Source organism: Nocardioides sp. Z24_21, assembly GCF_058134345.1.
Window position 1 is genome coordinate 343,526 of the sequence record NZ_JBYTTH010000005.1, and the last position, 24,762, is coordinate 368,287.

Consider the following 24,762-nt stretch of genomic DNA (forward strand, 5'->3'; position numbering starts at 1 on the left):
CGAGGCATGACGTTCGACGTGGCGGGTGAGACCTACGACCGCTTCATGGGGCGGTACTCGCGGCCGCTGGCGGCGCGTCTGGCCGACTGGCTCGAGGTGTCGCCCGGGCAGCAGGCCGTCGACGTCGGCTCCGGGCCGGGAGCGCTGACCGGCGTGCTGGTCGAGCGGCTGGGGGTCGAGCGGGTCCGCGCGATCGATCCGTCCGAGCCCTTCGTCGCGGCGTGCGGCGAGCGCTTCCCCGGCGTGGACGTGCGATTGGGAACGGCCGAGTCCCTGCCGTTCGGCGACGACACGTGCGACGTCGCCGCCGCCTGTCTGGTGGTGCACTTCATGACCGACCCCGTCGCGGGCGTCGCGGAGATGTCCCGGGTGACCCGGCCGGGCGGCCGGGTCGGCGCCACCGTGTGGGACCTGGCCGGCTCGCGCGCGCCGATGTGGCCGCTGTGGGAGGCGGTGGCCGAGCTCAGGCCGGACCATCCGGGCGAGCGCGGCGACCTCCCGGGCAGCTCCCGCGAGTCGCTCGTGGCGATCCTGGCCGACGCCGGGCTCGACGACGTCGAGTCGGTGGAGATCGACGTGAGCGTCACCCATCCGAGCTTCGAGGAGTGGTGGGAGCCCTACCTCCACGGCGTCGGTCCGGCAGGGGAGGCGGTCGCCGCGCTCGGCCCCGACGGGCGCCGGGACCTCGAGTCGGTGCTGCGTCGTCGCCTCGGCGCGGGACCGTTCGAGATCACCGCCGTGGCGCACGCCGCCCGCGGCCGTGCCTGACCCCCCGTCTCACGACCCGGGAGCCGGGCGGCGCGCCGTCGTGGAGACGGGCTAGCATGTCTGCGTCATGATGCGCAGCCTTCTCCTTCGCCGCCGCAGCGAGGCCTGACCCGGCCCCCTCGTTGCGGAGTGTGGCGCGTGCCGGTCGCCCCTTCGAGCAGACCGAGGAACTCATGACCACCCTGAGCAGCACCCCGCCCCACGAGCGGAACCCCCAGCGCCCCAGCGGCATGAAGCCCCAGCGCTACCTCCCCTTCATCCCGGTCGACCTGGCCGACCGCACCTGGCCCACCAAGCGGATGACCCAGGCGCCGCGCTGGTGCGCGGTCGACCTGCGTGACGGCAACCAGGCGCTCATCGACCCGATGAGCCCGGCGCGCAAGCGGGAGATGTTCGAGCTCCTGGTCCAGATGGGCTACAAGGAGATCGAGGTCGGCTTCCCGGCCGCGTCGCAGACCGACTTCGACTTCGTGCGGATGCTCATCGAGGAGGACCTGATCCCCGACGACGTCGTCATCCAGGTGCTCACCCAGGCCCGCGAGGAGCTCATCGAGCGCACGTACGAGTCGCTGCGCGGCGCCAAGCAGGCGATCGTCCACCTCTACAACTCGACCTCCACCCTGCAGCGCCGGGTGGTCTTCGGCCTCGACGAGGACGGCATCCAGGACATCGCGGTGCGCGGTGCGGAGATCTGCAAGAAGTACGAGGAGCTCGTCCCCGGCACCGAGGTCTTCTACGAGTACTCGCCCGAGTCCTACACCGGCACCGAGCTCGAGTTCGCGGTCCGCGTCTGCAACGCCGTCCTCGACGTGTTCGAGCCCACCGCCGAGCGACCGGTGATCATCAACCTGCCCGCGACCGTCGAGATGGCCACGCCCAACGTCTACGCCGACTCCATCGAGTGGATGAGCCGCCACCTGCACCACCGCGAGCACGTCGTCCTGTCCCTCCACCCGCACAACGACCGCGGCACCGCGGTCGCGGCGGCCGAGCTCGGCTACCTGGCCGGCGCCGACCGGATCGAGGGGTGCCTGTTCGGCAACGGCGAGCGCACCGGCAACGTCTGCCTGGTCACGCTGGGGCTCAACCTGCTGACCCAGGGCATCGACCCCGAGATCGACTTCTCCGACATCGACGGCATCCGACGCACGGTGGAGTACTGCAACCAGCTGCCGGTCCACGAGCGCCACCCCTACGGGGGCGACCTCGTCTACACCGCGTTCTCCGGCTCCCACCAGGACGCGATCAAGAAGGGGTTCGAGGCGCTGGAGGCCGACGCCCAGCGCGCCGGCGTCCCGGTCGACGACCACGAGTGGGCGGTGCCCTACCTGCCCATCGACCCCAAGGACGTCGGCCGCACCTACGAGGCGGTCATCCGGGTCAACAGCCAGTCGGGCAAGGGCGGCGTGGCCTACATCCTCAAGCACGAGCACAAGCTCGACCTGCCGCGTCGCGCGCAGATCGAGTTCAGCCGGGTCATCCAGCAGCGCACCGACGCCGAGGGCGGAGAGGTCGCCCCGGCCGCGATCTGGGCCGCCTTCCGCAGCGAGTACCTCGACCGCGAGGCGCCGCTCAAGCTCGACTCGGTCCACACCTCCAGCGCTGCGGGGGAGAAGGACCAGCTCACCGTCCACGTCTACGTCGACGGCGAGCGGCGCGAGCTCACGGGCTCCGGCAACGGGCCCATCAACGCCTTCACCAACGCGCTCAACGAGCTCGTCGAGGCCGAGCAGGCGGCCGGCAACCCGGCCTACGTCGGCCGCGGCGACGTACGCGTCCTCGACTACGCCGAGCACGCCCTGTCGGCCGGTGGCGACGCCACCGCCGCGGCGTACGTCGAGTGCGCGGTCGGCGACAAGGTGCTCTGGGGCGTGGGGCTCGACGCCAACATCGTCACCGCCTCGCTCAAGGCCGTCATCAGCGCGATCAACCGCGCCTGAGCGCCGGCGGCGCTAGATTCGCGCCATGGTGGTCAGCGAGCGGGTCGGCCAGTTCTTCGTCGAGTCCGACGGCGGGCGCGACCGACTGGAGTACACCGAGTACGGCTCGGGCGACGACTGGGTGGTGCTGCTGCACGGGCTGCTCATGCCGCGGCGGATGCAGCAGCCGCTGGCCCGGGCGATGGCCGTGCGGGGGCTGCACGTGGTGACGCTCGACCTGCTGGGCCACGGCCGCTCGGACCAGCCGGCCGACCCGCTCGTCTACTCGATGACGTCCTTCGGCGAGCAGGTGGTGGAGCTGCTCGACCACCTCGGCGCCGACCAGGCGGTCATCGGCGGCACGTCGCTGGGCGCCAACGTCTCGCTCGAGGTGGCGGTCATCGCGCCCGAGCGGGTGCGGGGGCTGCTCGTGGAGATGCCGGTGCTCAACAACGCGCTGGTGGCCGGCGTCCTCGCGTTCGTCCCCATCATGCTGGCCGCGCGCTACCTCCCGGTCACCGCCAACACGGTGCAGCGGCTGGCGCGGTCGGTGCCTCGTGGCATCGTCCCGTTCTGGGCGGGGATCGGGCTCGACACCCTCGACCACCGCGCCGATGCCGTCGCCTCGGTGCTCCACGGGGTCATCTTCGGTCGCATCGCCCCGTCGTCGAGCCAGCGCCGCCGGATCCAGGCCCCGGTGCTCCTCATCGGCCACCCGGTCGACCCGATCCACCCCTTCGTCGACGCCGACATGCTGGCCGCCGAGCTGCCCCACGCACGCCTGGAGCGGGCGTCCTCCATCCTCGAGTGGCGCCTGCGCCCCGAGCGGCTCACCGCCGCCGCGACCGACTTCGCCCTGGACTGCTGGAGCGACCAGCCGGCCACGAGCGACTCCGGTTCCCGGACACGCTGACGCGCCGCGCGGCGTCCGGCAGGCTCCGGACGCAGCCGGTGGGGGACAATGGACGGGTGCCCCTCTACCGCGACGAGGCGGTCGTGCTCCGCACCCACAAGCTGGGCGAGGCCGACCGCATCATCACCCTGCTGACGCGTCAGCACGGGCGCGTGCGCGCGGTCGCCAAGGGCGTGCGGCGTACGACGTCGCGCTGGGGCTCGCGCCTCGAGCCGTTCACCCACGTCGACCTCCAGCTCGCCGAGGGCCGCAGCCTCGACGTGATCACCCAGGCCGAGACCCTCGACCCGTTCCATGCCCGGCTCGGGCTCGACTACGACCGCTACACCGCCGGCACCGTGATGCTCGAGACCGCCGAGCGGCTGGTCACGGAGGAGAAGGAGCCGGCGGTGCAGCAGTTCCTGCTGCTCGTGGGTGGCCTGCGCGCGATGGCCGGCGGCGAGCACCCTGCCAAGCAGGTGCTCGACTCCTACCTCCTGCGCTCGCTGTCGGTCGCCGGCTACGCGCCGTCGTTCGACCACTGCGTCCAGTGCGGCGTCGAGGGCCCGCACCGCTTCTTCAACCCCTCCGCCGGTGGCGTGCTGTGCGCCTCCGACCGGCTGCCGGGCTCGGCCACCCCCGCCGCCGAGACGGTGCTGGTGCTGGGCGCCCTCCTCGTCGGCGACTGGCCGGTCGTCCACGCCGCCGACCCGCGCCACCTGCGCGAGGCGAGCAACCTCGTCTCGGCCTACCTCGCCTGGCACCTCGAGCGCGGCCTGCGCTCGATGGCCTATGTCGAGCGCTGACCGGCCGATCGACTCGCCTGGGCTGACGTCAGGGGAATCCGCGGTGCGAACCGCGAGATCTCATGACGCCCGCGTGGCGCTGGCCCTTGAGTCTCCCAGCGACTCAAGGCCCAGTGCCGGCTGCCCGACTCTGCGACACGCCCGGGATGCGCGTTGAGTCTCTGGGCGACTCAGAGTCCAGCGTGCGGCAGGGGCGGCCCGCGACACGCCCGGGATGCGCGTTGAGTCTCTGGGCGACTCAGGGTCCAGCCCGGCCGGCTCGGCGCTCGGACGGGCCGCCGTTCTAGGCTCTCCACCGTGAAGCGAGAGGTGAGGCCGCCGACACCGCATCTGAGTGGGGCGACGCCGCCGCCGGTGCCGCGCGACCTGGTGCCCGAGCACGTCGCGATCATCATGGACGGCAACGGCCGGTGGGCCAAGCAGCGCGGGCTCCCGCGCACCAAGGGGCACGAGGAGGGCGAGAGCACGCTCTTCGACGTCGTCGAGGGAGCCATCGAGATCGGAGTGAGGGCGATCTCCGCCTACGCGTTCTCCACCGAGAACTGGTCGCGCTCGCCCGACGAGGTGCGCTTCCTGATGGGGTTCAACCGCGACGTGATCAGACGCCGCCGCGACGAGATGCACGAGCTCGGCGTACGCGTGCGGTGGGCGGGCCGCGCGCCGCGGCTGTGGAAGTCGGTGATCAGGGAGCTCCAGGTCGCCGAGGAGATGACCAAGGACAACGACGTCCTGACCCTGACGATGTGCGTCAACTACGGCGGCCGGGCCGAGCTCGCCGACGCCGCCCGCTCGATCGGCCGCGAGGTCGCCGCTGGACGGCTGAATCCCGACAAGATCGACGAGAGGACCTTCGCTCGTCACCTCTACGTCCCCGAGCTGCCCGACGCCGACCTCGTCTGGCGCACGTCGGGGGAGCAGCGGCTGTCCAACTTCATGCTCTGGCAGGCGGCCTACAGCGAGATGGTCTTCACCAACGTGCTGTGGCCCGACGTCGACCGGCGCCACCTGTGGTCGGCCATCGAGACCTACGCCAGCCGGGACCGGCGCTACGGCGGCGCCCTGCCCAACGAGCAGCAGGGCTAGCGGCAGGCCGGGCAGGTCCCGAAGATCTCCAGCGTGTGGCTGATGTCGGCGAACCCGTGCTCGGTCGCGATCGCGTTGGTCCAGCGTTCCACGGCCGGGCCCTCGACCTCCACGGTCGCGCCGCAGGCGCGGCAGACGAGGTGGTGGTGGTGCGTGTCGGAGCACCTGCGCCAGATCGCCTCGCCGTCCTCGTTGCGCAGCATGTCGACCTCGCCGGTGTCCGCCAGCGCGGCCAGGGTGCGATAGACGGTCGCCAGCCCCACCGAGTCGCCCTGTCGTGAGATCAGGTCGTGGATCTCCTGCGCGCTGCGGAAGTCGTCGAACCCGGCCAGCGCGGCCGCCACCGCGCGACGCTGGCGGGTGGGCCGCACCGAGGGCCGCGGGCTCGGGTCAGTGCTCGTCATAGTGCTCTCCGTGGGCGGCGTGGCGGTGGCCGTCGTGCACGTAGTCGACGTGGTCGTCGTGCGGCACCGCGGGGTGGCCGCAGTCCGTGCCGTGCTCGTGCGGGTGCTCGTCGGTGACGGTGTGGTCTGCGACCGTCACGCTGGGGAACGGCGAGTGGAGCCGCCGCCGGCGTCGCAGCCACACGCCGATCGGCCACGTCGAGGCGAACATCACGAGGGCCAGCAGCACGATGGTGGGCCCCGGGGCCACCGTCGCGCGGAACGACAGGGCGGCGCTCAGCAGCAGTCCGCCGAGCGCGGCCAGGACGCCGACCACCATCGCCCCGGCGATGGTCGTGCGGAAGGAGCGGGCGAGCTGCTGGGCGGTGGCGACCGGCACCACCATGAGTGCCGAGACCAGGAGCAGGCCGACCGTGCGCATCGCGACGGTGACCGTCACCGCGGCCAGCACGGCGACGAGCAGGTTGTAGAAGCGCACCCTCAGTCCCGCGACCCGGGCGAAGTCGGGGTCGCTCGCGACGGCGAAGAGCTGGGGGAGCAGGCCCAGGGTCGCCCCGAGCAGCACCACGGTCAGGCCGAGGGTGAACCACACGTCGCCGGCGGTGATGCTGGTCAACGAGCCGAAGAGGAACTCCTGGAGCCGTGCCGCGCCCTGACCGGCGAGCCCGGTGATCAGCACGCCGCCCGCCAGGCCGCCGTAGAAGAGCAGCGCCAGGGCGACGTCGCCGTTGGTGTGGCCGCGCTCGCGGATGAACTCGATGAGCACCGCGCCGAGAACGGCGACCAGCACGGCCGTCCAGGTCGGCGAGGTGTTGGTCAGCAGGCCGATGGCCACGCCGGTCACGGCCACGTGGCCGATGCCGTCACCGAGGAGGGCGAGGCGCCGCTGGACGAGGAACGTGCCGATGGCGGGTGCGGCCAGGCCCGTGAGCAGCGCGGCGAGCAGCGCGCGCTGCATGAAGGGCAACGAGAACAGGTCGAGGAACTCGCTCATCGTCCGCCGCCCAGCCCGTCGAGCGGTGAGCCCACGTGGGGGACGTGGTCGTGGGTGCCGTCCACCGGGTGGTGGTGGCCGTGTGCGTCCTCCTCGTCGAGGGCGGGGCCGTCGTAGGCGATGCGCCCGTCGCGCATCACCACGGCGCGGTCGATGAGCGGCGCCATCGGGCCGAGCTCGTGGGCGACCAGCACGATCGTGGCTCCCCGGTCCTTGAAGGTGGCGAGCGCGTCGGCCAGGGCGCGCTGGTTCTCCAGGTCGACCCCCGCGGTCGGCTCGTCCAGCACCAGGAGGTCGGGCTGCCCGGCGAGCGCGCGGGCGATGAGGACGCGCTGCTGCTGCCCGCCGCTGAGCTGCGAGACGCCGACGCCGGCGCGGTCGGCGAGGCCGACGACGTCGATCGCGTCGGTGACGGCCTGCCGGTCCTGGCGCGACATGGGGCGGAAGAGCCGGCGGCGGGTGATGCGCCCGGACGCGACGACCTCCCACACGGTCGCGGGCACCCCGCTCGCGGCGGACGGCCGCTGCGGCACGTAGCCGACGCGGTGCCAGTCGCGGAAGTCGTCGAACGGCGTGCCGAAGAGGTCGACGGCGCCGCCGGTCAGCGGCAGCAGGCCGGTGATCGCGCGTACGAGCGTCGACTTGCCGGAGCCGTTGGCGCCCATCAGCGCCACGAACTCACCGGGCTCGACGGTGAGCTCGATCCCGCGCAGGATCGGGCGGCCGCCGATGGCGACCGACCCGCCGCGGACCGCGACCGGAGGGGCCCCTGCGCTCACCGGCATCCGTTGGCCTTGCGGAGTGCCTCGAGGTTGTCGCCCATGAGGGAAAGGTAGTCGTCGTCGGCCGTGTCGTCGGAGAGCCCTTCGATCGGGTCGAGCACAGCGGTCGCGAGCCCGAGGTCGCCGGCGAGGGCGTCGGCCATCTTGCTGCTGGCGAGCCGCTCGGAGAACACCGTGGTGATGCCGTCCTCCCGGATCAGCTCCTGCAGCCGGGCCAGGTCGGCGGGGGTCGGCTCGGCGTCGGGGGAGAGGCCGGCGATCGCCTCGAACTGCAGGCCGTAGCGGGAGAGGTAGGAGAACGCCTCGTGGCTGACGACGGTGGTGGTGCGCGCGCACTCGGCCAGGCCGTCGGCGTACTGCTGGTCGAGGGCCTCCAGCTCCTCGCGCAGGGCCGCCGCGTTGTCCCGGTAGGTCGCCGCCCGGTCGGGGTCGATCTCGGCGAGCTGCTCGGCCACGGCGTCGCCGAGGTCGGCCATCAGGAGCGGGTCGAGCCAGAAGTGCGGGTCGAGCTCGCCGTGGTCGTGGCCGGCCTCGTCGTGCGCGTGGTCGTGGTCGGAGGTCGGCATGAGCTCGAGCACCTCGGCGGCGTCGAGCACCGCGGCATCGCCGGCGTTGGCCTCGACGGTGGCGTCGACGACGGGCTGGAAGTCGTGCTCGAGCACGACGAGGTCGGCCTCGGCGACGGCCGCGGTCTGCCGGATGTCGAGGGAGAGGTCGTGCGGCTCCGAGCCCGGCGCGGTGAGGTTGGTGACGTCCCAGTCGTCGCCGGCCACCTCTTCGGTCACCCACTCCAGGGGGTAGAACGCGGCGACGGCGGAGTGCCTGCTCCCGTCGCTCCCGCTCGTGTCGCCCGACCCGCCGCAGGCGGCGAGCAGGGCGGTGGAGGCGAGGGTGGCGACGAGGGCGAGGGGCCGAGGCGACATGAGAACGATTCTCACGCCGGTTGAGAACCGTTGTCAAAACCGTGCACCTCTAGGCTGGTGGCGTGCTCGTCGTCACCCGCCTCCGCGTCCCACGTCCCGACCCCGCCGCCGAGGCCGAGCTGCGCAGCGGTCTGCTCCGCGCCCGCGACATCCTCGCCGCGAAGCCCGGGTGGATCGGCGGCGAGGTGGGCCGCAACGTCGACGACCCGGCGCTGTGGGTGCTCACCACCCGCTGGGAGAACGTCGGCTCCTACCGGCGGGCACTCGGCTCCTACGAGGGCAAGATGCACATCCAGCCGCTGATGGTGCACGCGGTCGACGAGCCCAGCGCGTACGAGGTGGTCGAGGAGGGGACCGACCTCAACGAGGCGCAGCCGCGCTCGATAGGCTGAGCGCTCGTTCGCGCGAGCCGGCAGCCAGCCGGCCCGACCTGCTCCCACCCCGAGGAAACCCACCGTGGCCAAGCCCGCCCCGACCGCCCTGGACAACGTCGTCTCCCTCGCCAAGCGCCGAGGTTTCGTCTACCCGTGCGGTGAGATCTACGGCGGCACCAAGTCGGCCTGGGACTACGGCCCGCTCGGCGTGGAGCTCAAGGAGAACATCAAGCGCCAGTGGTGGAAGTTCATGGTCACCCGCCGCGACGACGTCGTCGGCCTCGACTCCAGCGTCATCCTGCCCACGCGCACCTGGGAGGCCTCCGGCCACCTGAGCACGTTCAGCGACCCCCTGGTGGAGTGCCAGTCCTGCCACAAGCGGTTCCGCGAGGACCACCTGCAGGAGGACCACGCGGCCAAGAAGGGCGTCGACGACCCCGACACCGTCGACATCAACGAGTCGGTCGCCTGCCCCAACTGCGGCACCCGCAACGCGTGGACCGAGCCGCGCAACTTCAACATGATGCTCAAGACCTACCTCGGCGTCATCGAGGACGAGTCCGGCCTGCACTACCTGCGGCCCGAGACCGCGCAGGGCATCTTCCTCAACTTCGCCAATGTGGTGACCTCGAGCCGCCAGAAGCCGCCCTTCGGCATCGCCCAGATGGGCAAGAGCTTCCGCAACGAGATCACGCCGGGCAACTTCATCTTCCGCACCCGCGAGTTCGAGCAGATGGAGATGGAGTTCTTCGTCAAGCCCGGCGAGGACGAGGAGTGGTTCCGCTACTGGATCGAGGAGCGCACCCGCTGGTACGTCGACCTCGGCATCGACCCGGCCAACCTGCGCCACTACGAGCACCCGAAGGAGAAGCTGTCCCACTACTCCAAGGGCACGACCGACATCGAGTACCGCTTCGGGTTCTCGGGTCGTGACTTCGAGGAGCTCGAGGGCATCGCCAACCGCACCGACTTCGACCTCAAGCAGCACAGCGAGTTCTCCGGCAAGGACCTGTCCTACTACGACCAGGCCGCCGACGAGCGCTACGTGCCCTACGTCATCGAGCCCGCGGCCGGCCTGACCCGGTCGCTGATGGCGTTCCTCATCGACGCCTACACCGAGGACGAGGCCCCCAACACCAAGGGTGGCGTCGACAAGCGCGTCGTGCTCAAGCTCGACCCGCGCCTGGCGCCGGTGAAGGTCGCGGTGCTGCCGCTGAGCCGCAACTCCGACCTCTCGCCCAAGGCCAAGGCGCTCGCCGCCGAGCTGCGGCAGAACTGGAACGTCGAGTTCGACGACTCCGGTGCCATCGGCCGGCGCTACCGCCGCCAGGACGAGATCGGCACCCCGTTCTGCGTGACCGTCGACTTCGAGACCCTCGACGACGACGCGGTCACCGTCCGCGAGCGCGACACCATGGCGCAGGAGCGGGTCAGCCTGGACGGCATCAGCCGCTACTTCGCGGAGAAACTGCTCGGCTGCTGAGGGTCCCCGCGCCCATGAGGTGTGGCAGTGTGGGCGATGACCCACACGCACGCATCGGGGGATGTCATGGGAGCTCGCGCGCGACTGCTCGCACTCACGCTGCTCGTCGGGCTCGCGCCCGGCGCAGTGGCCTCCGCGGCCTCGGCACCGCCTCAGGTCGTGACGGCCCGCGCGGACGATCCGCCGACCCGCACGATCACGCCCATGCGGCTCCCGCGCGGGAGCGACGCCCGGCTCGACCACATGCAGGACGGCGTGATCCACACCGCGGGCGGCGACACGCTGTCGATCCGCACGCCCGCCAACGGCGAGCAGCGGATGCTGCTGGGGGAGAGCCGCATGGGCTGGCTCGTCGCCGTGCGCAAGGGCTACCTCGGCCGCGTCGTCGCGATCCGGAAGGGCAAGGCCCCGCAGGAGGTGCGGCACACCCGCACCACGACCTACGGCCAAGGTGACGCGGCGATCGGCTGGCTGCTGTCCCGCGACGGCGAGATGCTCGTCTCCACGACGTACGACCGCGGCGGCGGCACGAGCAGCGTGCTGACCCTGGCCGGGGACTACCTCGGTGGCCGCTACAGCAGCAGCTACTTCACCCCCTTCGACGCCGACGCCGGCCACATCGCGACCTGGGGGGAGGACAAGCACTACCGCCTGCGGGTCATGGACTGGGTGCCGCGCACGTCGCGCACCGAGATCGCACGGAACGCCACCTGGGTCTCGCTGCGCGACGACCTGATGTTCGTGCGCACGACCGGGCGGCTCTACGGCCCGAGCCCGATCTCGGCGCCCGTCGAGCCCGCGTGGGCCGCGCCGTTCTCGCCGCTCGCGATCTCGCCTGACGGCGAGACCGCCGTGGGGCTGCGGATCTCCGGCTCGGGGTTCAACACCCCCGCCGTCCTCGACGTGCGCCGGATGAGCGACGGTGCCCTGCTCGACTCGATCGCCTTCGGGCGCAGGATCACCGAGGACAGCTGGTCGATCACCTCCGAGCACGAGCAGACGGCCGCGTGGGAGGGCAACCGGCGCTTCGTCTTTCAGCTGCCCGCGCGCGGTGGTGCGGTGCTCGTGCGCTGCGACCTCGCGCAGTCGTGCCAGCGCGCGTCGGACGTCGGGGGCAACATCTCGTTCCCGCACGAGTCCTTCATGTGGTGGTGAGCCTCGCAGTAGGGGTGGCGATCATGGCCGGGGCCGAAGCCGCCTGATTTGGGCCCGGACGGCCCGCGCTCGGAGAATGGGCCCATGCCCGCCGTGCCCGACTCCCTCACGCTGGGGTCGCTGCGCGTGGAGACGCCGGTCGTGCTGGCGCCGATGGCCGGCATCACCAACGCCGCCTACCGCCGCCTGTGCGCCGAGCAGGGCGCGGGCCTCTACGTCTGCGAGATGATCACCAGCCGGGGTCTCGTCGAGGGTGACGAGACGACGAGGAAGATGCTCGTCTTCGACGACCTCGAGTCGGTCCGCTCGGTGCAGCTCTACGGCACCGACCCCGTCTACGTCGGCAAGGCCGTGGAGATCCTCTGCGCCGACTTCGGGGTCTCGCACGTCGACCTCAACTTCGGCTGCCCCGTGCCCAAGGTGACCCGCAAGGGTGGCGGGGGAGCGCTGCCGTGGAAGCGCGGCCTGCTCGGCGAGGTGCTCGAGCACGCGGTCGCCGCGGCGGCGCCGTACGACGTCCCGGTGACGATGAAGACCCGCAAGGGCCTCGACGACGACCACCTGACCTACCTCGACGCCGGGCGCATCGCCCAGGAGACCGGCGTCGCGGCCATCGCCCTGCACGGGCGCACGGTCCAGCAGGCCTACTCCGGCCAGGCCGACTGGGACGCCATCGCCGCGCTCGTCGACCACGTCGACATCCCCGTGCTGGGCAACGGCGACATCTGGGAGGCGGCAGACGCGCTGCGGATGGTCGAGCAGACCGGCGCCGCGGGCGTCGTCGTGGGCCGCGGCTGCCTCGGGCGACCCTGGCTCTTCCGCGACCTGGCCGCTGCCTTCCACGGCGAGGCCGTCGCGACCCTGCCGAGGCTCGGCGAGGTGAAGGCGATGATGCGCCGCCACGCCGAGCTGCTCTCCGAGCACATGGGCCAGGAGCGGGGCTGCAAGGAGTTCCGCAAGCACATCGCCTGGTACCTCAAGGGCTTCCCGGCCGGGGGCGAGCTGCGCCACCAGCTGGCCCTGGTCGACTCGCTGGTCTCGCTCGACGTGCTGCTCGACGGCCTCGACGATGACGCGCCGTTCCCTGCTCGCGAGCTGGGCACGCCGCGGGGCCGCCAGGGTGCGCCACGCAAGAAGGTCGTGCTCCCCGAGGGGTGGCTCGACGACACCGACGGGCGCGGGGCGCAGCTGCGCGAGGACGCCGACGAGGCCACCGGCGGCTGAGCCCCGGTGGGGTCGGCGTACGCGCGCATCCGTAGGGGTGAGTCGGAACACGCCGAAATTAACTGGGGGAGATTGGGACAGGCCGAGAATCCTGTGCTTCACTCGATGATCCGCGTCGACGTGGGCACGAGTCCTTCCCCTGGTTCCACCTCGTGGTTCGGCGCACCGTCCCCCGTCAGCAAGTGCAAAGGATCAGCGCTGTGGCTCAGCATCGCCACAAGCGGGAAGCCCCTGCTATCTCCCCCCGTCCGTCCCGAGTCCCCCGTTCCGTCCTGGTGTCCGCGCCGCTCGCCGTGGTGGCGACGTTGTCCGCGGTGACCATGGGCGTCCTCGCCGCAGCGCCGGCGAGCCCCGATGACAGCCTGCTCGCGGCCTCCGGCACGTCGTCGGCCACCACCGACCAGGCCGACAACGCCGCGGCCGGCTCCTCGGCGGCGGGCGCCACGGCGCTCAGCCGCCGCAGCGGGACCCCCGTGTCCCGCTCGCAGATCCGTCACGCGGCCAGGGCCGAGGCTGCCGCCCGCGAGGACATGAGCGTGGACCGCAAGGCCCGCCGGCTCGCCAAGAGGCTCGACGACACGATGTGGACCACCGCGCCGCTCAACCTCTGGGAGGGCCCGTCGGACAAGGCGGACAAGCTCGGCCTGGTCGCGGCGCTGAAGCGGGTCTCCATCACCGGTCGCCAGCAGCTCGGTCGCGCCCAGATCGTCGTCGACGGTCAGTCGCGCTGGGTCACCGCCGACTACCTCAGCCAGAAGAAGCCGAAGCCCGAGAAGGTCGTCGAGGCCAAGCGGGCCGCCTCCGGCCCGAGCCTGGGCGGATCCTGCGCCAACGGCTCCTCGATCGAGGCCGGGCGCGCGTCGCTCCACGAGATCCACGAGGTGGTCTGCGCCAACTGGCCCTCGATCACCAGCTACGGCACGTGGCGCGGCGACGGCGAGCACGGCCAGGGCCGCGCGATCGACATCATGGTCAGCGGCGCCACCGGCTGGGCGATCGCCGACTTCCTGCGCGCCAACTACGGCGCGCTGGGGATCGAGTACATCATCTACGCCCAGAAGATCTGGTCGGTGGAGCGCTCCGGCGAGGGGTGGCGCGCGATGTCCGACCGCGGGTCGGTCACCGCCAACCACTACGACCACGTGCACGTCACGGTCTACTGACGGATCCCGGCACCTGGGTCCGGCCGCGAGGCTCGGCCCGGGATCAGGTCCAGCGGTCGCGCGGGTCCACGTCCGGGCTGTCGGTGACCGTGCGGATCAGCTCGAGCGCCGAGTGGGCGTTGCCCGCCGTCGCGGCCGCGAGGAGTGCCTCCTCGCCCTGGTAGTCGGTGAGCTCGGCCGGCACCACCAGCACGCGCAGCAGCGTGCGGTTGGAGGTGCTGAGGTGGGCGACGTGGCTGTCGTCGGTGGTGAACGAGCCGACCCTCACCAGGCCGCGGGCGACCTGGACGGTGCGCGGTCGCGTCCCCCAGTCGGAGGGCGAGACGCGCACCTGGGTGATCCGGCCCAGGTCGACCGGGAACTGGTCGACGAGCAGGCGCAGCTCGCTGCCGAGGTCGCGGGTGCGCGGCCACCAGCCGCCGTCGAGGGCGTTGCGCCCGAGGTGCTGGGCCAGCCGCAGCCGCACCGGTGCCTCGGTCTCCTCGACCATCTGGTCCAGGGTGTCGCGCGCGTGCTGGGAACTGTCCGGCGTCGTCATGACGTCCGCCTCTCGACCGGGAAGGCCTGCCTGGTGGCAGCCGGGTCACCGGTCCTTCCCCGCCAGCCTACGCGGTCGCCTCCCTCGATGTGGGCGGGTGTCGGCGGACGTCAGGGGGCGTCGCTAGGCTGACCGGCCGATGAGCATCGAGGATCTCTACGACGACGCGGCGCGCGAGCGCATCGTCGCCGAGCCGCCCAAGCGGGTCGACGCGCCCGTGCGCCTGGCGTTCGAGCGCGACCGGGCGCGCGTGGTGCACGCCGCGGCGTCGCGGCGCCTGGCCGCCAAGACCCAAGTGGTCGGCCCGCAGACCGACGACTTCGTCCGCAACCGGCTCACCCACAGCCTCGAGGTGGCGCAGATCGCCCGTGACCTGGCCCGCGCCATCGGCACCCACCCGGACATCACCGAGACGGCCGCGCTGGCCCACGACCTGGGCCACCCCCCGTTCGGCCACAACGGCGAGCGGGTGCTCGCCGAGCTGAGCGGCGACTGCGGCGGGTTCGAGGGCAACGCCCAGACCCTGCGGCTGCTGACCCGGCTGGAGTCGAAGACCTTCGACGCCGACGGCCGATCGGTCGGCCTCAACCTGACCCGGGCGACCCTCGACGCCTGCACGAAGTATCCGTGGTCTCGCACGGAGGCCACCGGCCCGCACGGCGTGCACGCCGACGGCACCCCACGGGTGGTCGTCAAGTTCGGCGTCTACGACGACGACCGGCCGGTCTTCGACTGGGTGCGCGCCGGCGTGCCGGGCAGGCGCCGCTGCCTGGAGGCGCAGGTGATGGACCTCGCCGACGACGTCGCCTACTCGGTGCACGACGTGGAGGACGGCATCGTGGCGGGCCGCCTCGACCTCACCCGCCTCGACCGCGACGCCCTGTGGGAGACCGTGCGCTCGTGGTACCTCCCCGGCGCGGACGACGCGGCGCTCGACGCCGCGCTGGCCGGACTGCGCGCCGTCGGGAGCTGGCCGCGGTCGTCCTACGACGGGAGCCGGCGCAGCCTCGCCGCCATCAAGAACCTCACCAGCGACCTCATCGGGCGCTTCTGCGGCAGCGTCCAGCAGGCGACGTTCGCCGCGACCGACGGGGAGCCGCCGGTGCGCCACCGCGCCGACCTCGTCGTCCCGGAGGCGACCGAGGTCGAGATCGGGGTGCTCAAGGGCATCGCGGCCCACTACGTGATGCAGGCCGACGACCGGGTGGTGCTGATGGAGCGCCAGCGTGAGCTCGTCGCCGAGCTCGTCGAGCGGATCTGGGTGCGCGGCGCCGCCGCGCTCGACCGGGTCTTCGTCGAGGACTGGGAGCGGGCAGGGGACGACGCCGGCCGGCGACGCGTGGTCATCGACCAGGTCGCGTCGCTGACCGACGCCAGTGCCGTGACCCGCCACGCGGCGCTCGGCTGAGCGGCCTGCGCGGCGGGTCGGGGACGGGCTACGGCAGGTCGCCCTGCGGGTAGGGGTCGTCCTGCCGGGCGGTGCTGTCGGGGTGGAGCTGGTCCTCGAGGTCGGAGCGGTGCCCGCCGTTGTTCGACGGGGTGACCTTGTCGGCGGCGGTGCCGGCGACCGAGGCGACCTTGTCCTTCACCACCGGAGCCTTGTCCTTGGCGAGGTCGGCGGCCTGGTGAGCCTTCTCCTGCACCCGCGGGTCCTCCTTGACCCGGGTGGCCGTCCTCTTGATCTGTTCGTAGCGTTCCCTGCCGGCGCGGGCGCCGAGCACGTAGCCGACACCTCCGGCGACGAGCAGCATGAGCTTCTTCATGGTTCTCCCTTCCCTGGTCGGTCAGTGGGCGCCGCGGCGCCGCCAGAGCAGCAGCACCACGGCCATCGCCACGAGCGACGCGGCGGCCGCGAGCACCTCGGTGCGCGGCTCGCCCGTCTCGGTGGTGGCGGAGTCCTTCAGCGAGGCGAGCTTCTGGCGCGCCTGCGACTTCACGTCGAGCTTGGCCGTCAGCTCGTCGACGGTGTGCGCGAGCTGCTCGCGCTGCAGCGCGATCTCGGCCTCCAGCTCCTCGGGCGTCTTCTGCTGATCATCCACGGTGCTCACCCTTCACGGTCGCGATGTCCTCCTTGACGCCCTGGATCGCCTTCTCGGGGGCCGGCGGCCCGGCCTCGGCGACCTTGCTCCTGCCGATCAGCCCTGCCACGGCAGCGGCGGCGAGCAGGACCAGTGCCACGATGAGCGCGGCGAGCCAGGCGTCGACGACGTGGGCGAGGCCGAGGATCGCGGTGGCGACCAGCGAGCCGAGGGCGAAGAAGGCGAGCAGCCCGGCGACGCTGAACATGCCGATCCCGACGCCGGCCCGTTTGCCCTTCTGAGTGACCTCGGCCTGCGCAAGGCGGATCTCCGAGCGGACCAGCTCTGGGATCTGCTCGGACAGCTGGTGGACGAGCGCTCCGAGAGTCTGACTCTCTGGCGCTCCGTGCTGAGCAGTCATGCGTCGACCTTGGCAGACCCACCGGGCCCACACCAGCGCCGTACGCCCCAAGGGGTGGCCGGTCCCGCGCGCGAGCCCGTCGCGGGGGTTGTGGAGACCCCGCGTTGGGCGTGGGAGCCCGCCCGTAGACTCCCCGGCGTGGCAGGCCGGATACGCGACGACGACATCGCCGAGGTGCGCGAGAAGGCGCGGATCGACGACGTGGTGTCCGGCTACGTCACGCTCAAGCGCGCCGGCGGCGGCTCGCTGAAGGGCCTGTGCCCGTTCCACGACGAGAAGACCCCGTCGTTCAACGTCAATCCGGCCCGCCAGTTCTTCCACTGCTTCGGGTGCGGAGAGGGCGGCGACGTCATCTCGTTCCTGATGAAGGTCGACGGGCTCACCTTCACCGAGTCGGTGGAGCGGCTCGCGGAGAAGTTCGGCGTCCAGCTGCGCCGCGAGGACGGAGACGACCAGCCCGCCCGCCCCCGGGGGCCCTCGCGCGGCCGGCTGATCGAGGCGCACAAGGTGGCCCAGGAGTTCTACGCCGAGCAACTGGGCGGTCCCGACGCCGTCGTGGCGCGCCAGTTCCTCCACGAGCGTGGCTTCGACCAGGCCGCGGCGGAGATGTTCGGCGTGGGCTTCGCCCCCCGCGACGGGGAGGCGCTCGTGCGCCACCTGCGCGGGCGACGGTTCACCGACGAGGAGCAGGTCGCGGCCGGTCTCGCCGCGCTCGGGCGCTCGGCCTACGACCGCTTCCGTGGCCGGCTGGTGTGGCCGATCCGCGAGGCCAACGGCGACACCATCGGCTTCGGCGCCCGGCGCATCTTCGACGACGACCGCATCGAGGCGAAGTACCTCAACACCTCCGAGACCGCGATCTACAAGAAGAGCCAGGTGCTCTACGGCATCGACCTGGCCCGCACCGCGATGAAGGACAGCCAGCAGGCGGTGGTCGTCGAGGGCTACACCGACGTGATGGCGTGCCACCTCGCGGGCGTCACGACGGCGGTCGCCTCGTGCGGCACGGCGTTCGGCCAGGACCACGCCCGCGTGCTGCGCCGGTTCCTCGGCGACCACGGCTCCTCCGGCGGCGAGGTGATCTTCACCTTCGACGGCGACTCCGCCGGGCAGAAGGCCGCGATGAAGGTGCTCGAGAGCGACCAGGTCTTCGCCTCGCAGACCTACGTCGCCGTCGCGCCCGAGGGGATGGACCCCTGCGACCTGCGGCTGCGGGAGGGCGACGAGGCGGTGCGCGAGCTGGTCGCCAAGCGCCAGCCGCTCTACCGCTTCGCGCTCGGCAACATCCTCGCCCGCTACGACCTCGACCGCGCCGACGGCCGGGTCGACGCGCTGCGCGACGCGGCCGGGCTGGTCGCGAGCATCCGCGACCGCACCAAGGTCGACTCCTTCTCCCGCGAGCTCGCCCACATGGTCGGCATGGACGTCGACGAGGTGCGCGCCGAGGTCCGCCGGGCCGCCAGCCGGCCCGCGCGCACCGACGACCGGCGCACCTCCCGCGTCCCGGAGGCCGCCCCGGCCGAGCCGGCCCGGCCCGCCCTGCCGAGCCTGTCCGACCCGCGGTTCCTGATCGAGCGCGAGATGCTCAAGCTCGTCATCCAGCACCCCGCCGGGGTGGGGCGCACCACCGCCCACGTGACCACCGACGACTTCACCCACCCCACCTTCCAGGGCGTGTGGGCCGCCGTCACCGCCGCAGGCGGCCCGGCCGGCGCCGGCGACGACCCGGGGTGGGCCGCCCGGGTGCGAGCGGCGGCCACCGACCCCGCCGTGATCGCCGCCGTCACCGAGCTCGGCGTCGAGCCGGTGCGCGGCACCTCCGACCCCACCCCGACGTTCGCCGTGGCCTACGTCTACCGACTCCAGGAGCTCACCACGTCCCGCCGCATCGCCGACGTCAAGGCCCGTCTCCAGCGCACCAACCCGGTCGAGCAGGCGCTCGACTACAACCGCATGTTCGGCGAGCTCGTGGTCCTCGAGCAGCACCGCCGACGGCTGCGCGAGGGCGCCGTCGGCCAGCCGGGAGGACAGTCGTGAGCAGGTGGCGCCGCCGCGGACCGCGCGCGTCCGTCGAGGTCGCGCCGGGGGAGCGGGTGCTCGCCACGGCGATCGCGACCGACGGCACGGTGCTTGCCGGCACCCGCGACGCGTTCTACGTCGTCGACGGCTCGGGCGGGTCCCGTCGGGTGCCGTGGGAGCAGGTCGAGGCCGCCGGCTGGGACCTCGACACCGAGACGTTCCGGCTCACCGAGGTGGGCAGCTGGGGCGAGGAGCGGCCCGTCCACACCGCCGTCCTCGACGAGCCCGGACGGCTCCTCGAGCTGGTCCACGAGCGGGTCACGGCGAGCGTGGTGCTGCAGCGCCACGTCTCGCTCGACGGGCGTCGTGCCCTGCGGGTGATCGCGCGGCGGGCCCCGTCCGGGGCGGGGGGCGTGCAGTGGGTCTACGAGTACGACGAGGGCGTCGACCCCGACGACCCGCTGGTCCGCGTCGCCGCCCGCGAGGCCCTGGAGCTGGCTCGGCGCGATGTCGGCCTGCCCTGATTTCGCCCGCGTACTCTGGGCTTGCTAAGGTTTCGCCTCGCTGCACAAGCGATCCCCTGTAGCTCAACTGGCAGAGCATTCGGCTGTTAACCGGAGGGTTGTTGGTTCGAGTCCAACCGGGGGAGCGTCCACCGCCTCCGACCTGTTCCGACAGGTCGGAGGCGGTTCTGCGTCCGGCCCGGGACGAGTGGCCGGGCGCGGCGAGGCCCGCGTCACCGGTCCGTCGATACGATGCGTGAGGGGTCGTGGGACTCGGAGAGAAGGCCGTACATGGATCGTCAGGAGTTCGGCCGACGCCTTGCCGACGCCGCCAGGGGGATGTCGGGCAACCAGGGACCCGGCGACACGGTGCGGCGCATCGCCGAGATGGCCGTCGAGCTCATCGATGCCTGCGACGTCGCCGGTGTCTGCGTGCTGCGCTCGTCGCGCCACGACACCTGCGCGCACTCCCATGTCTCGCTCCAGCTCATGGACGACCTGCAGCACGACCTCGCCGAGGGGCCGGCCATGGAGGACGCCCCGACCGCCGACGTGGTCGCCGTGCCCGACCTGGCCGGGGACGCGCCGTGGCCGCGGTGGGCGGCCGGCGTGGTCGAGCGCACCGGGGTCCGCTCCTACCTGGGCTTCCGGCTGTTCGTCGAGCGCGACAGCATCGGGATGCTCAACCTCTACGCCTACGAGCCCGGCGCGTTCGACCACGACGACCGCCTCGACGGCCTCGTCGTGGCCGCCCACGCGGCCGTGGCCCTCAGCGCCACGGTGCAGCACGACCAGATGCACACGGCGATCAGCAGCCGCCAGCTGATCGGCGAGGCCACCGGCATCCTGCGCGAGCGCTTCTCGCTGACCTCGGAGCAGGCGTTCGCCGTGCTCAAGCGGCTCTCCTCCCAGCACAACATCAAGCTCTTCGCCGTCGCCCAGCACGTGGTCGAGACGGGCACCCTGCCGGGCTCGACCACCTCGATCACCTCGACGGCCTCCGCCACCCCGACCACCTCGACGGCCTCCGCCACCCCGACCACCTAGCGCCGGTTGCCGTGGCGTAACGCTTTCGCCGCCCCGTGTGAACTGTGCGTTACGCCGCTCGCGGAGGGTCGCGCGCTGCGTCAGGGTGGTGCCATGTGCGCAGACCGGGTGCCGAGCGGGCAGGGGACGGCCGAGTTCGTCGTACGCCCCGACGGGACGCTGGTCGGCGACGACGGCGCCGCGGGCGCGGTGGCGGCCGCGCTGCCCTACACCGGGCGGCTGGCGCGGCGAGCGGGGGAGCTCCTCGACGTGGGCGACCTGCGGGCGATGGAGGCGTCCGGCCTGCGCCGCCTCGTCGTCGGCGTGACGTGGACCCCCGCCGGGGAGGGCACCTACCGGGCGGTGGCGACTCCCGCCGGGCCCCGCGAGGTGCCGACCTACACCGTGGTGGGAGCCGCCGACACGTCGTCGGCGCTCGCCCACTGCGTCTCCCGGATGACGGCGATCGACGGGGTGCGGTGGAGCGCTGTCGTCACGGCCGCCTCGCGCGTCGTCGCCGTGTCCGGCCATGACGGGTCGGACCAGCTCGCCGACGTGGGCAACCGGATGCTCGCCATCCTGCGCTCGCTGGAGGACCAGAGCGCCGCCGGGTTCGTGCGGCTGCGCTTCGAGCAGGGCGCCGTGGTGGGCGCCTCGCTGGGGCGCCACGCCCTGGTCGCCCAGACGGACGTCACCGACGACGACGCGCTCCTGGCGATGGTCGACGAGGTGCGTGCGGTCCTCGCGGGCCACGACCTGTCCACGGCGTCGGCGCCGGTCGTCCCGGACAGCGGGGCCGCTGCGCCAGCCCAGGAGGAGGCCGCGCCGGTGGCGCCGAGCCCGCCGCCCCTGGTGGGCGCCCGGTTCGCCGGGGCGGGGGAACGCGAGCCCCGGGCGCCGCGCCGCCGGCGGTTCGGCCGCCAGTCGCTCAGCCCCACCCCATCGGAAACACCTCGAAGGTCGACGCGTGCGTGACGCCGATGCCCTGGCCGCCGGCGCGGAGGATGCCGTCGAGGAACTCCTCGGGGTCCCAGCCCTCCCACCCGAGGCCCTCGATGTAGGCCCTGTGCTCCTTCAGCGACGCCACCCCCGCCGCGAAGGTGTCGGTGACGTCGACGGCGTGCGTCGCCTGCGGTGACCCGCCCACCCACACCGCCCCGACGCCGCCCCACGGCTCGAGGCCGTCGGTGAGCTGCTCGGGGAACACCCACCGGTTGCCCGCGTCGCGCACGGCGTCGAGGAGCGCCTTGCCGACGGCGATGTGATCGGCCTGGTTGAGCCGGGTGCCGCCGAAGGTGTCGCGGAAGTTGATGGTCAGGGCGACGTCCGGTCGCTGCTCGCGGACCACCTTCGCCAGCGCGCGCCGCAGCTCCACGCCGTACTCCAGGATCCCGTCGGGGAGGCGGAGGAACACCACCTCGTCGACGCCGACCGTGGCGGCCGAGGCGATCTCCTCCGCCTCGCGCAGGGGACCGCACTCGTCGGGGTGCAGGCCGTCGATCCCGGCCTCCCCGCTGGTCACCATGCAGTAGACGACCTTCTTGCCCTGCCCGGTCCAGCGGGCGACCGCCGCCGCCGAGCCGTACTCGATGTCGTCGGGGTGCGCCACGACGAACAACGCGGTCTCCCAGTCCTCGGGGAGCGGCTCGTAGGCGGGGGGCTCGGGTCGGGTGTCGGTCATGGGGGGAGCATGACACCGCGACGTGTTGTCTAGTCAAATAGGTCACTTACTCGTATATGGTCCGTCCATGACCTCGATCACGCCCACCCGTCGTGGCTTCCTCACCGCCGCCGCCGCGGCCGCCGGCCTCGCGGCCGCGCCGCCCGCCCTCTGGCGCACCGGCTCCGCCTTCGCGGCGTCCCCCTTCGTGCTCAAGCCGACGCCGCCGGCCTGGTTCACCGACTTCGGCACCAACGCCGAGATGCTCTGGAGCTCGGTCGACCCCGGGCGCTACCTCACGCCGCAGTCGCGTCTGTTCGTGCGAAACCACACGCGCACGCCCGTGATCGACCGCTCGACCTACGCGCTCCGGGTGCACGGCGACGGGCTGGCCACCCCGCGCACCGAGGCCCAGGCGCTGAGCCTCTCCTACGCCGACCTCCGGCGGCTGCCGCGCCACGAGCTCACCGCCGTGCTCGAGTGCACGGGCAACGGCCGCAGCCTGTTCCGCGACCAGCAGGGGCAGTCGGTGTCCGGCACCTCGTGGGGGCTGGGTGCCGTCGGGACGGTGCGGTGGAGCGGCGTACGCCTGCGCGACGTGCTGGCCGGGGTGGGGCTGTCCCCGGCTGCGGTGTCGATCCAGGCGACGGGACTGGACGACCCGTTCGTCTCCGGCGGCACCGACTACGGCCGCGTGCGACGCCCGTTCCCGGTCGCGAAGGCGCTCGACGACGCCCTCCTGGCGTGGGGCATGAACGGCGAGGACCTGCTGCCCGACCACGGCTACCCGCTGCGCCTCGTGCTCCCGGGGTGGGTGGGCATCGCGAGCATCAAGTGGCTCGGCTCGCTCGAGGTCTCCACGACCGAGCTGACGTCGCCGTGGAACACCACCTTCTACCGGATGACCGGGCCCGAGTGGCCGGCCGACTCCCCGCCGCTGACCGTCAACCCGGTGCGCTCGGCGTGGGAGCTCGCCCGCGACCAGGTGCTGCCGGCGCGCCCGGTCACCCTGACCGGGCGGTCGTGGAGCGGCGCCGGCCGGATCAGTCGCGTCTCGGTGAGCCTGGACGGCGGCGCCAGCTGGCGCCCCGCCGTCCTCGACCGGCGCTCGCGCCAGGAGGAGGGCTGGACGCAGTGGTCGGTGCGCTGGGCCCGCCCGCGGCCCGGGCGCCACGAGCTGCTCGCACGTGCCACTGACGACCAGGGGCGCACGCAGCCGCTCGCGGCCGTCCACAACACGCAGGGCTACTTCTTCGACGCCGTGGTGCGCCACCCCGTACGCGTCGCGTGAGCCCGCCGTCCGCGGGTCAGGCCATCACGCCGACTGCCTGCGGGGCGAAGCCGGGGAACACCTGGGCGACCGAGACCCCGAACCGTCTGGTCACGACCTCGGCCAGCACGCTGCGGTAGTCGGTGGTGACGAGCACGTCGGCGTCGAGCGTGTCCTGCAGGCCCGGCCAGGAGCCGTAGTACTGCCCGCCGCGGACGCCGGCGCCGGCGACGAACATGACGTTGCCGAAGCCGTGGTCGGTGCCGTAGTCGTCGTTCTCCTTCACCCGGCGGCCGAACTCGCTGAGGGTGACGAGGGTGACCCGGTCCGCGGCGGGGCCGAGGTCGGCGAAGAACGCCGCGATCGAGCTCGCCAGGTCGCCGGCGTTGCGCCGCATGTCGCCCCACTCGAGCGTGCCGGCGTCGGTGTGCATGTCCCAGTCGCCCTGGTCGACGGTGATCACCTCGGCGGCGACGCCGGAGCGCACGATCCGGGAGACGTCGGAGAGCGCCTTGCCGAGTCCGCTGGACGGGAACGCCGGGGTGGGCGTGCCGGCCGTGGTCTCGCGCGCCGCACCGAAGGACTGGACCCCGGAGATCGCGTCGCGCACGGCTCGTCCCATGGGGCTGCTGCCCTTCCAGGCGTGGGACAGCGAGGCCAGCCGGCGCCCGTCCGCCTCGGCACCGGCGACCTTGGCCTGGTCGACGCGGCTGACCACGAACGCGGGCTGGGTGCCGAACAGCGACGTCGGCACCTGGTTGCCCATCGCGGTGCCCTGCAGGGGCGTCGTGCCGGGCAGCTCGCCGAGGAGCCGGTTGAGCCACCCCGTGCGCTCGCTCGATCCCGGGGCGGCGTCCTCGATGGCCTCCATCGCCGCGAAGTGCGACCGGTTGGGCGTCGCCATGCCGGTGGCGTGCACGGCCGCGAGCGATCCGGCCTCCCACATCGGCAGCAGCGGGGCGAGGGCGGGGTGCAGCCCGAACATCGCGTCGGCCGCCAGGAGCGACGGGGCGGCGATGGCGAGCCGGGGGCGCGCGGCGTAGTAGACCGGGTCGCCGTGCGGGACGACGAGCGAGAGCCCGTCGGCCGCGCCGCGCAGCGAGAGCAGCACCAGCACGGAGCCGCCGGGCATGGCCAGCGACGACGCCGACCGGCCGGTGACGGCGTACGCACGGGGACCCGCGCCGGACAGCGACGGGCCGAGCGCGACGGCACCGCCGGCGAGGGCGGTGCCCAGCAGCGAGCGCCGGCTCAGCGCCATCCGGGCCTGGTCGTAGTCGGGGCATCCGCACGAGCGGGGCGACGCCGCGCCGGACGGGGTGTGGGGATCAGTCATG

General features: G+C 72.7%; 26 protein-coding genes and 1 tRNA gene. 17 read left to right on the forward strand and 10 right to left on the reverse strand.

The genetic code is table 11. The features are described 5' to 3' along the window. The first annotated feature begins 6 nt into the window (after window positions 1–6). The 5 genes from AC3X7Z_RS17110 (at window position 7) to AC3X7Z_RS17130 (ending at window position 5,468) form a co-directional block, all read left to right on the forward strand. Window positions 7–768, forward strand: coding sequence for a class I SAM-dependent methyltransferase (locus AC3X7Z_RS17110; protein WP_489976687.1), 762 nt, complete (start codon window positions 7–9; stop codon window positions 766–768). A gap of 173 nt (window positions 769–941) precedes the next feature. Continuing rightward, window positions 942–2,708 (forward strand): 2-isopropylmalate synthase, encoded by a 1,767-nt coding sequence (leuA, locus tag AC3X7Z_RS17115; RefSeq protein WP_186341741.1) that lies wholly within the window; start codon window positions 942–944, stop codon window positions 2,706–2,708. A gap of 25 nt (window positions 2,709–2,733) precedes the next feature. After that, window positions 2,734–3,600 carry an alpha/beta fold hydrolase gene (locus AC3X7Z_RS17120; RefSeq protein ID WP_186341742.1) on the forward strand — a complete coding sequence of 289 codons (867 nt, stop codon included), beginning with the start codon at window positions 2,734–2,736 and terminating at the stop codon, window positions 3,598–3,600. A gap of 56 nt (window positions 3,601–3,656) precedes the next feature. After that, window positions 3,657–4,385, forward strand: a complete 729-nt coding sequence (recO, locus tag AC3X7Z_RS17125) for a DNA repair protein RecO (RefSeq protein WP_186341743.1) — start codon at window positions 3,657–3,659, stop codon at window positions 4,383–4,385. A gap of 309 nt (window positions 4,386–4,694) precedes the next feature. Then, window positions 4,695–5,468 (forward strand): isoprenyl transferase, encoded by a 774-nt coding sequence (locus AC3X7Z_RS17130; RefSeq protein WP_489976715.1) that lies wholly within the window; start codon window positions 4,695–4,697, stop codon window positions 5,466–5,468. Here AC3X7Z_RS17130 and AC3X7Z_RS17135 read toward each other — a convergent pair. The 4 genes from AC3X7Z_RS17135 to AC3X7Z_RS17150 are packed head-to-tail and all read right to left on the reverse strand — an operon-like array spanning window position 5,465 to window position 8,571. Next, entirely contained in the window at window positions 5,465–5,872 is a 408-nt protein-coding gene (locus AC3X7Z_RS17135; RefSeq protein ID WP_186341745.1) for a Fur family transcriptional regulator, read from the reverse strand. The genes AC3X7Z_RS17130 and AC3X7Z_RS17135 overlap by 4 nt on opposite strands. Further along, a complete protein-coding gene (locus AC3X7Z_RS17140) occupies window positions 5,859–6,866 on the reverse strand; it encodes a metal ABC transporter permease (RefSeq protein ID WP_186341746.1) in 1,008 nt (335 codons plus the stop codon). The genes AC3X7Z_RS17135 and AC3X7Z_RS17140 overlap by 14 nt, the downstream gene beginning before the upstream one ends. Next, window positions 6,863–7,651 carry a metal ABC transporter ATP-binding protein gene (locus tag AC3X7Z_RS17145; protein ID WP_489976688.1) on the reverse strand — a complete coding sequence of 263 codons (789 nt, stop codon included), beginning with the start codon at window positions 7,649–7,651 and terminating at the stop codon, window positions 6,863–6,865. Before AC3X7Z_RS17145 ends, AC3X7Z_RS17140 begins: the two co-directional genes overlap by 4 nt. Further along, window positions 7,642–8,571 carry a metal ABC transporter substrate-binding protein gene (locus AC3X7Z_RS17150; protein WP_489976689.1) on the reverse strand — a complete coding sequence of 310 codons (930 nt, stop codon included), beginning with the start codon at window positions 8,569–8,571 and terminating at the stop codon, window positions 7,642–7,644. The genes AC3X7Z_RS17145 and AC3X7Z_RS17150 overlap by 10 nt, the downstream gene beginning before the upstream one ends. A 62-nt stretch (window positions 8,572–8,633) precedes the next feature. Between AC3X7Z_RS17150 and AC3X7Z_RS17155 the strand changes: the two genes are divergently transcribed. The 5 genes from AC3X7Z_RS17155 (at window position 8,634) to AC3X7Z_RS17175 (ending at window position 13,970) form a co-directional block, all read left to right on the forward strand. Next, on the forward strand, window positions 8,634–8,963 hold the full coding sequence (locus AC3X7Z_RS17155) for an antibiotic biosynthesis monooxygenase family protein (RefSeq protein WP_186341749.1): 330 nt from the start codon (window positions 8,634–8,636) through the stop codon (window positions 8,961–8,963). Between the two features lie 64 nt (window positions 8,964–9,027). Next, window positions 9,028–10,428: a glycine--tRNA ligase gene (locus AC3X7Z_RS17160; RefSeq protein ID WP_489976690.1), complete on the forward strand. Its 1,401-nt coding sequence runs from the start codon at window positions 9,028–9,030 to the stop codon at window positions 10,426–10,428. Between the two features lie 66 nt (window positions 10,429–10,494). After that, entirely contained in the window at window positions 10,495–11,583 is a 1,089-nt protein-coding gene (locus AC3X7Z_RS17165; protein ID WP_489976691.1) for a hypothetical protein, read from the forward strand. A gap of 84 nt (window positions 11,584–11,667) precedes the next feature. Beyond that, window positions 11,668–12,807, forward strand: a complete 1,140-nt coding sequence (gene dusB, locus AC3X7Z_RS17170; protein WP_489976692.1) for a tRNA dihydrouridine synthase DusB — start codon at window positions 11,668–11,670, stop codon at window positions 12,805–12,807. 275 nt (window positions 12,808–13,082) lie between these two features. After that, window positions 13,083–13,970, forward strand: a complete 888-nt coding sequence (locus AC3X7Z_RS17175; RefSeq protein ID WP_186341753.1) for an SH3 domain-containing protein — start codon at window positions 13,083–13,085, stop codon at window positions 13,968–13,970. 43 nt (window positions 13,971–14,013) lie between these two features. Here the strand turns inward: AC3X7Z_RS17175 and AC3X7Z_RS17180 are convergent, their stop codons facing one another. Beyond that, complete coding sequence (locus tag AC3X7Z_RS17180) at window positions 14,014–14,508, reverse strand: DUF5994 family protein (protein WP_186341754.1); 495 nt, start codon at window positions 14,506–14,508, stop codon at window positions 14,014–14,016. A 139-nt stretch (window positions 14,509–14,647) separates the two neighbouring features. Between AC3X7Z_RS17180 and AC3X7Z_RS17185 the strand changes: the two genes are divergently transcribed. Beyond that, on the forward strand, window positions 14,648–15,916 hold the full coding sequence (locus AC3X7Z_RS17185; RefSeq protein ID WP_186341755.1) for a deoxyguanosinetriphosphate triphosphohydrolase: 1,269 nt from the start codon (window positions 14,648–14,650) through the stop codon (window positions 15,914–15,916). 28 nt (window positions 15,917–15,944) lie between these two features. On the opposite strand, the gene AC3X7Z_RS17190 is transcribed toward AC3X7Z_RS17185, so the two are convergent. From AC3X7Z_RS17190 to AC3X7Z_RS17200, 3 genes are read right to left on the reverse strand one after another with little or no spacing between them, the layout of a single operon-like run. Beyond that, window positions 15,945–16,271, reverse strand: coding sequence for a YtxH domain-containing protein (locus tag AC3X7Z_RS17190; RefSeq protein WP_186341756.1), 327 nt, complete (start codon window positions 16,269–16,271; stop codon window positions 15,945–15,947). A 21-nt stretch (window positions 16,272–16,292) separates the two neighbouring features. Then, a complete protein-coding gene (locus tag AC3X7Z_RS17195) occupies window positions 16,293–16,547 on the reverse strand; it encodes a DUF3618 domain-containing protein (RefSeq protein ID WP_186341757.1) in 255 nt (84 codons plus the stop codon). Continuing rightward, window positions 16,540–16,947, reverse strand: coding sequence for a phage holin family protein (locus AC3X7Z_RS17200; RefSeq protein ID WP_186341758.1), 408 nt, complete (start codon window positions 16,945–16,947; stop codon window positions 16,540–16,542). The genes AC3X7Z_RS17195 and AC3X7Z_RS17200 overlap by 8 nt, the downstream gene beginning before the upstream one ends. 138 nt (window positions 16,948–17,085) lie before the next feature. Here AC3X7Z_RS17200 and dnaG point away from each other — a divergent pair, with 138 nt between their 5' ends. The 5 genes from dnaG to AC3X7Z_RS17225 all read left to right on the forward strand — a co-directional run bounded on the left by dnaG (window position 17,086) and on the right by AC3X7Z_RS17225 (window position 21,470). After that, window positions 17,086–18,984, forward strand: a complete 1,899-nt coding sequence (dnaG, locus tag AC3X7Z_RS17205; RefSeq protein ID WP_489976693.1) for a DNA primase — start codon at window positions 17,086–17,088, stop codon at window positions 18,982–18,984. Then, window positions 18,981–19,490 (forward strand): hypothetical protein, encoded by a 510-nt coding sequence (locus AC3X7Z_RS17210; RefSeq protein ID WP_206054549.1) that lies wholly within the window; start codon window positions 18,981–18,983, stop codon window positions 19,488–19,490. The genes dnaG and AC3X7Z_RS17210 overlap by 4 nt, the downstream gene beginning before the upstream one ends. 52 nt (window positions 19,491–19,542) lie before the next feature. Then, window positions 19,543–19,615: transfer RNA gene (locus tag AC3X7Z_RS17215), tRNA-Asn, on the forward strand. Between the two features lie 145 nt (window positions 19,616–19,760). After that, on the forward strand, window positions 19,761–20,516 hold the full coding sequence (locus AC3X7Z_RS17220; RefSeq protein WP_489976694.1) for a GAF and ANTAR domain-containing protein: 756 nt from the start codon (window positions 19,761–19,763) through the stop codon (window positions 20,514–20,516). Between the two features lie 93 nt (window positions 20,517–20,609). Beyond that, window positions 20,610–21,470 carry a hypothetical protein gene (locus AC3X7Z_RS17225; protein ID WP_489976695.1) on the forward strand — a complete coding sequence of 287 codons (861 nt, stop codon included), beginning with the start codon at window positions 20,610–20,612 and terminating at the stop codon, window positions 21,468–21,470. Here AC3X7Z_RS17225 and AC3X7Z_RS17230 read toward each other — a convergent pair. Further along, entirely contained in the window at window positions 21,424–22,176 is a 753-nt protein-coding gene (locus tag AC3X7Z_RS17230) for a PIG-L deacetylase family protein (RefSeq protein WP_489976696.1), read from the reverse strand. The two genes, AC3X7Z_RS17225 and AC3X7Z_RS17230, sit on opposite strands and share 47 nt — an antisense overlap. Before the next feature lie 67 nt (window positions 22,177–22,243). Here AC3X7Z_RS17230 and AC3X7Z_RS17235 point away from each other — a divergent pair, with 67 nt between their 5' ends. Further along, window positions 22,244–23,446 (forward strand): sulfite oxidase, encoded by a 1,203-nt coding sequence (locus AC3X7Z_RS17235; protein ID WP_489976697.1) that lies wholly within the window; start codon window positions 22,244–22,246, stop codon window positions 23,444–23,446. A gap of 16 nt (window positions 23,447–23,462) precedes the next feature. Here the strand turns inward: AC3X7Z_RS17235 and AC3X7Z_RS17240 are convergent, their stop codons facing one another. Continuing rightward, the gene (locus AC3X7Z_RS17240) at window positions 23,463–24,761 is read right to left on the reverse strand and encodes a DUF1501 domain-containing protein (RefSeq protein ID WP_206054550.1); all 1,299 of its coding nucleotides are present in this window, start codon (window positions 24,759–24,761) and stop codon (window positions 23,463–23,465) included. Window position 24,762 lies beyond the last annotated feature (1 nt).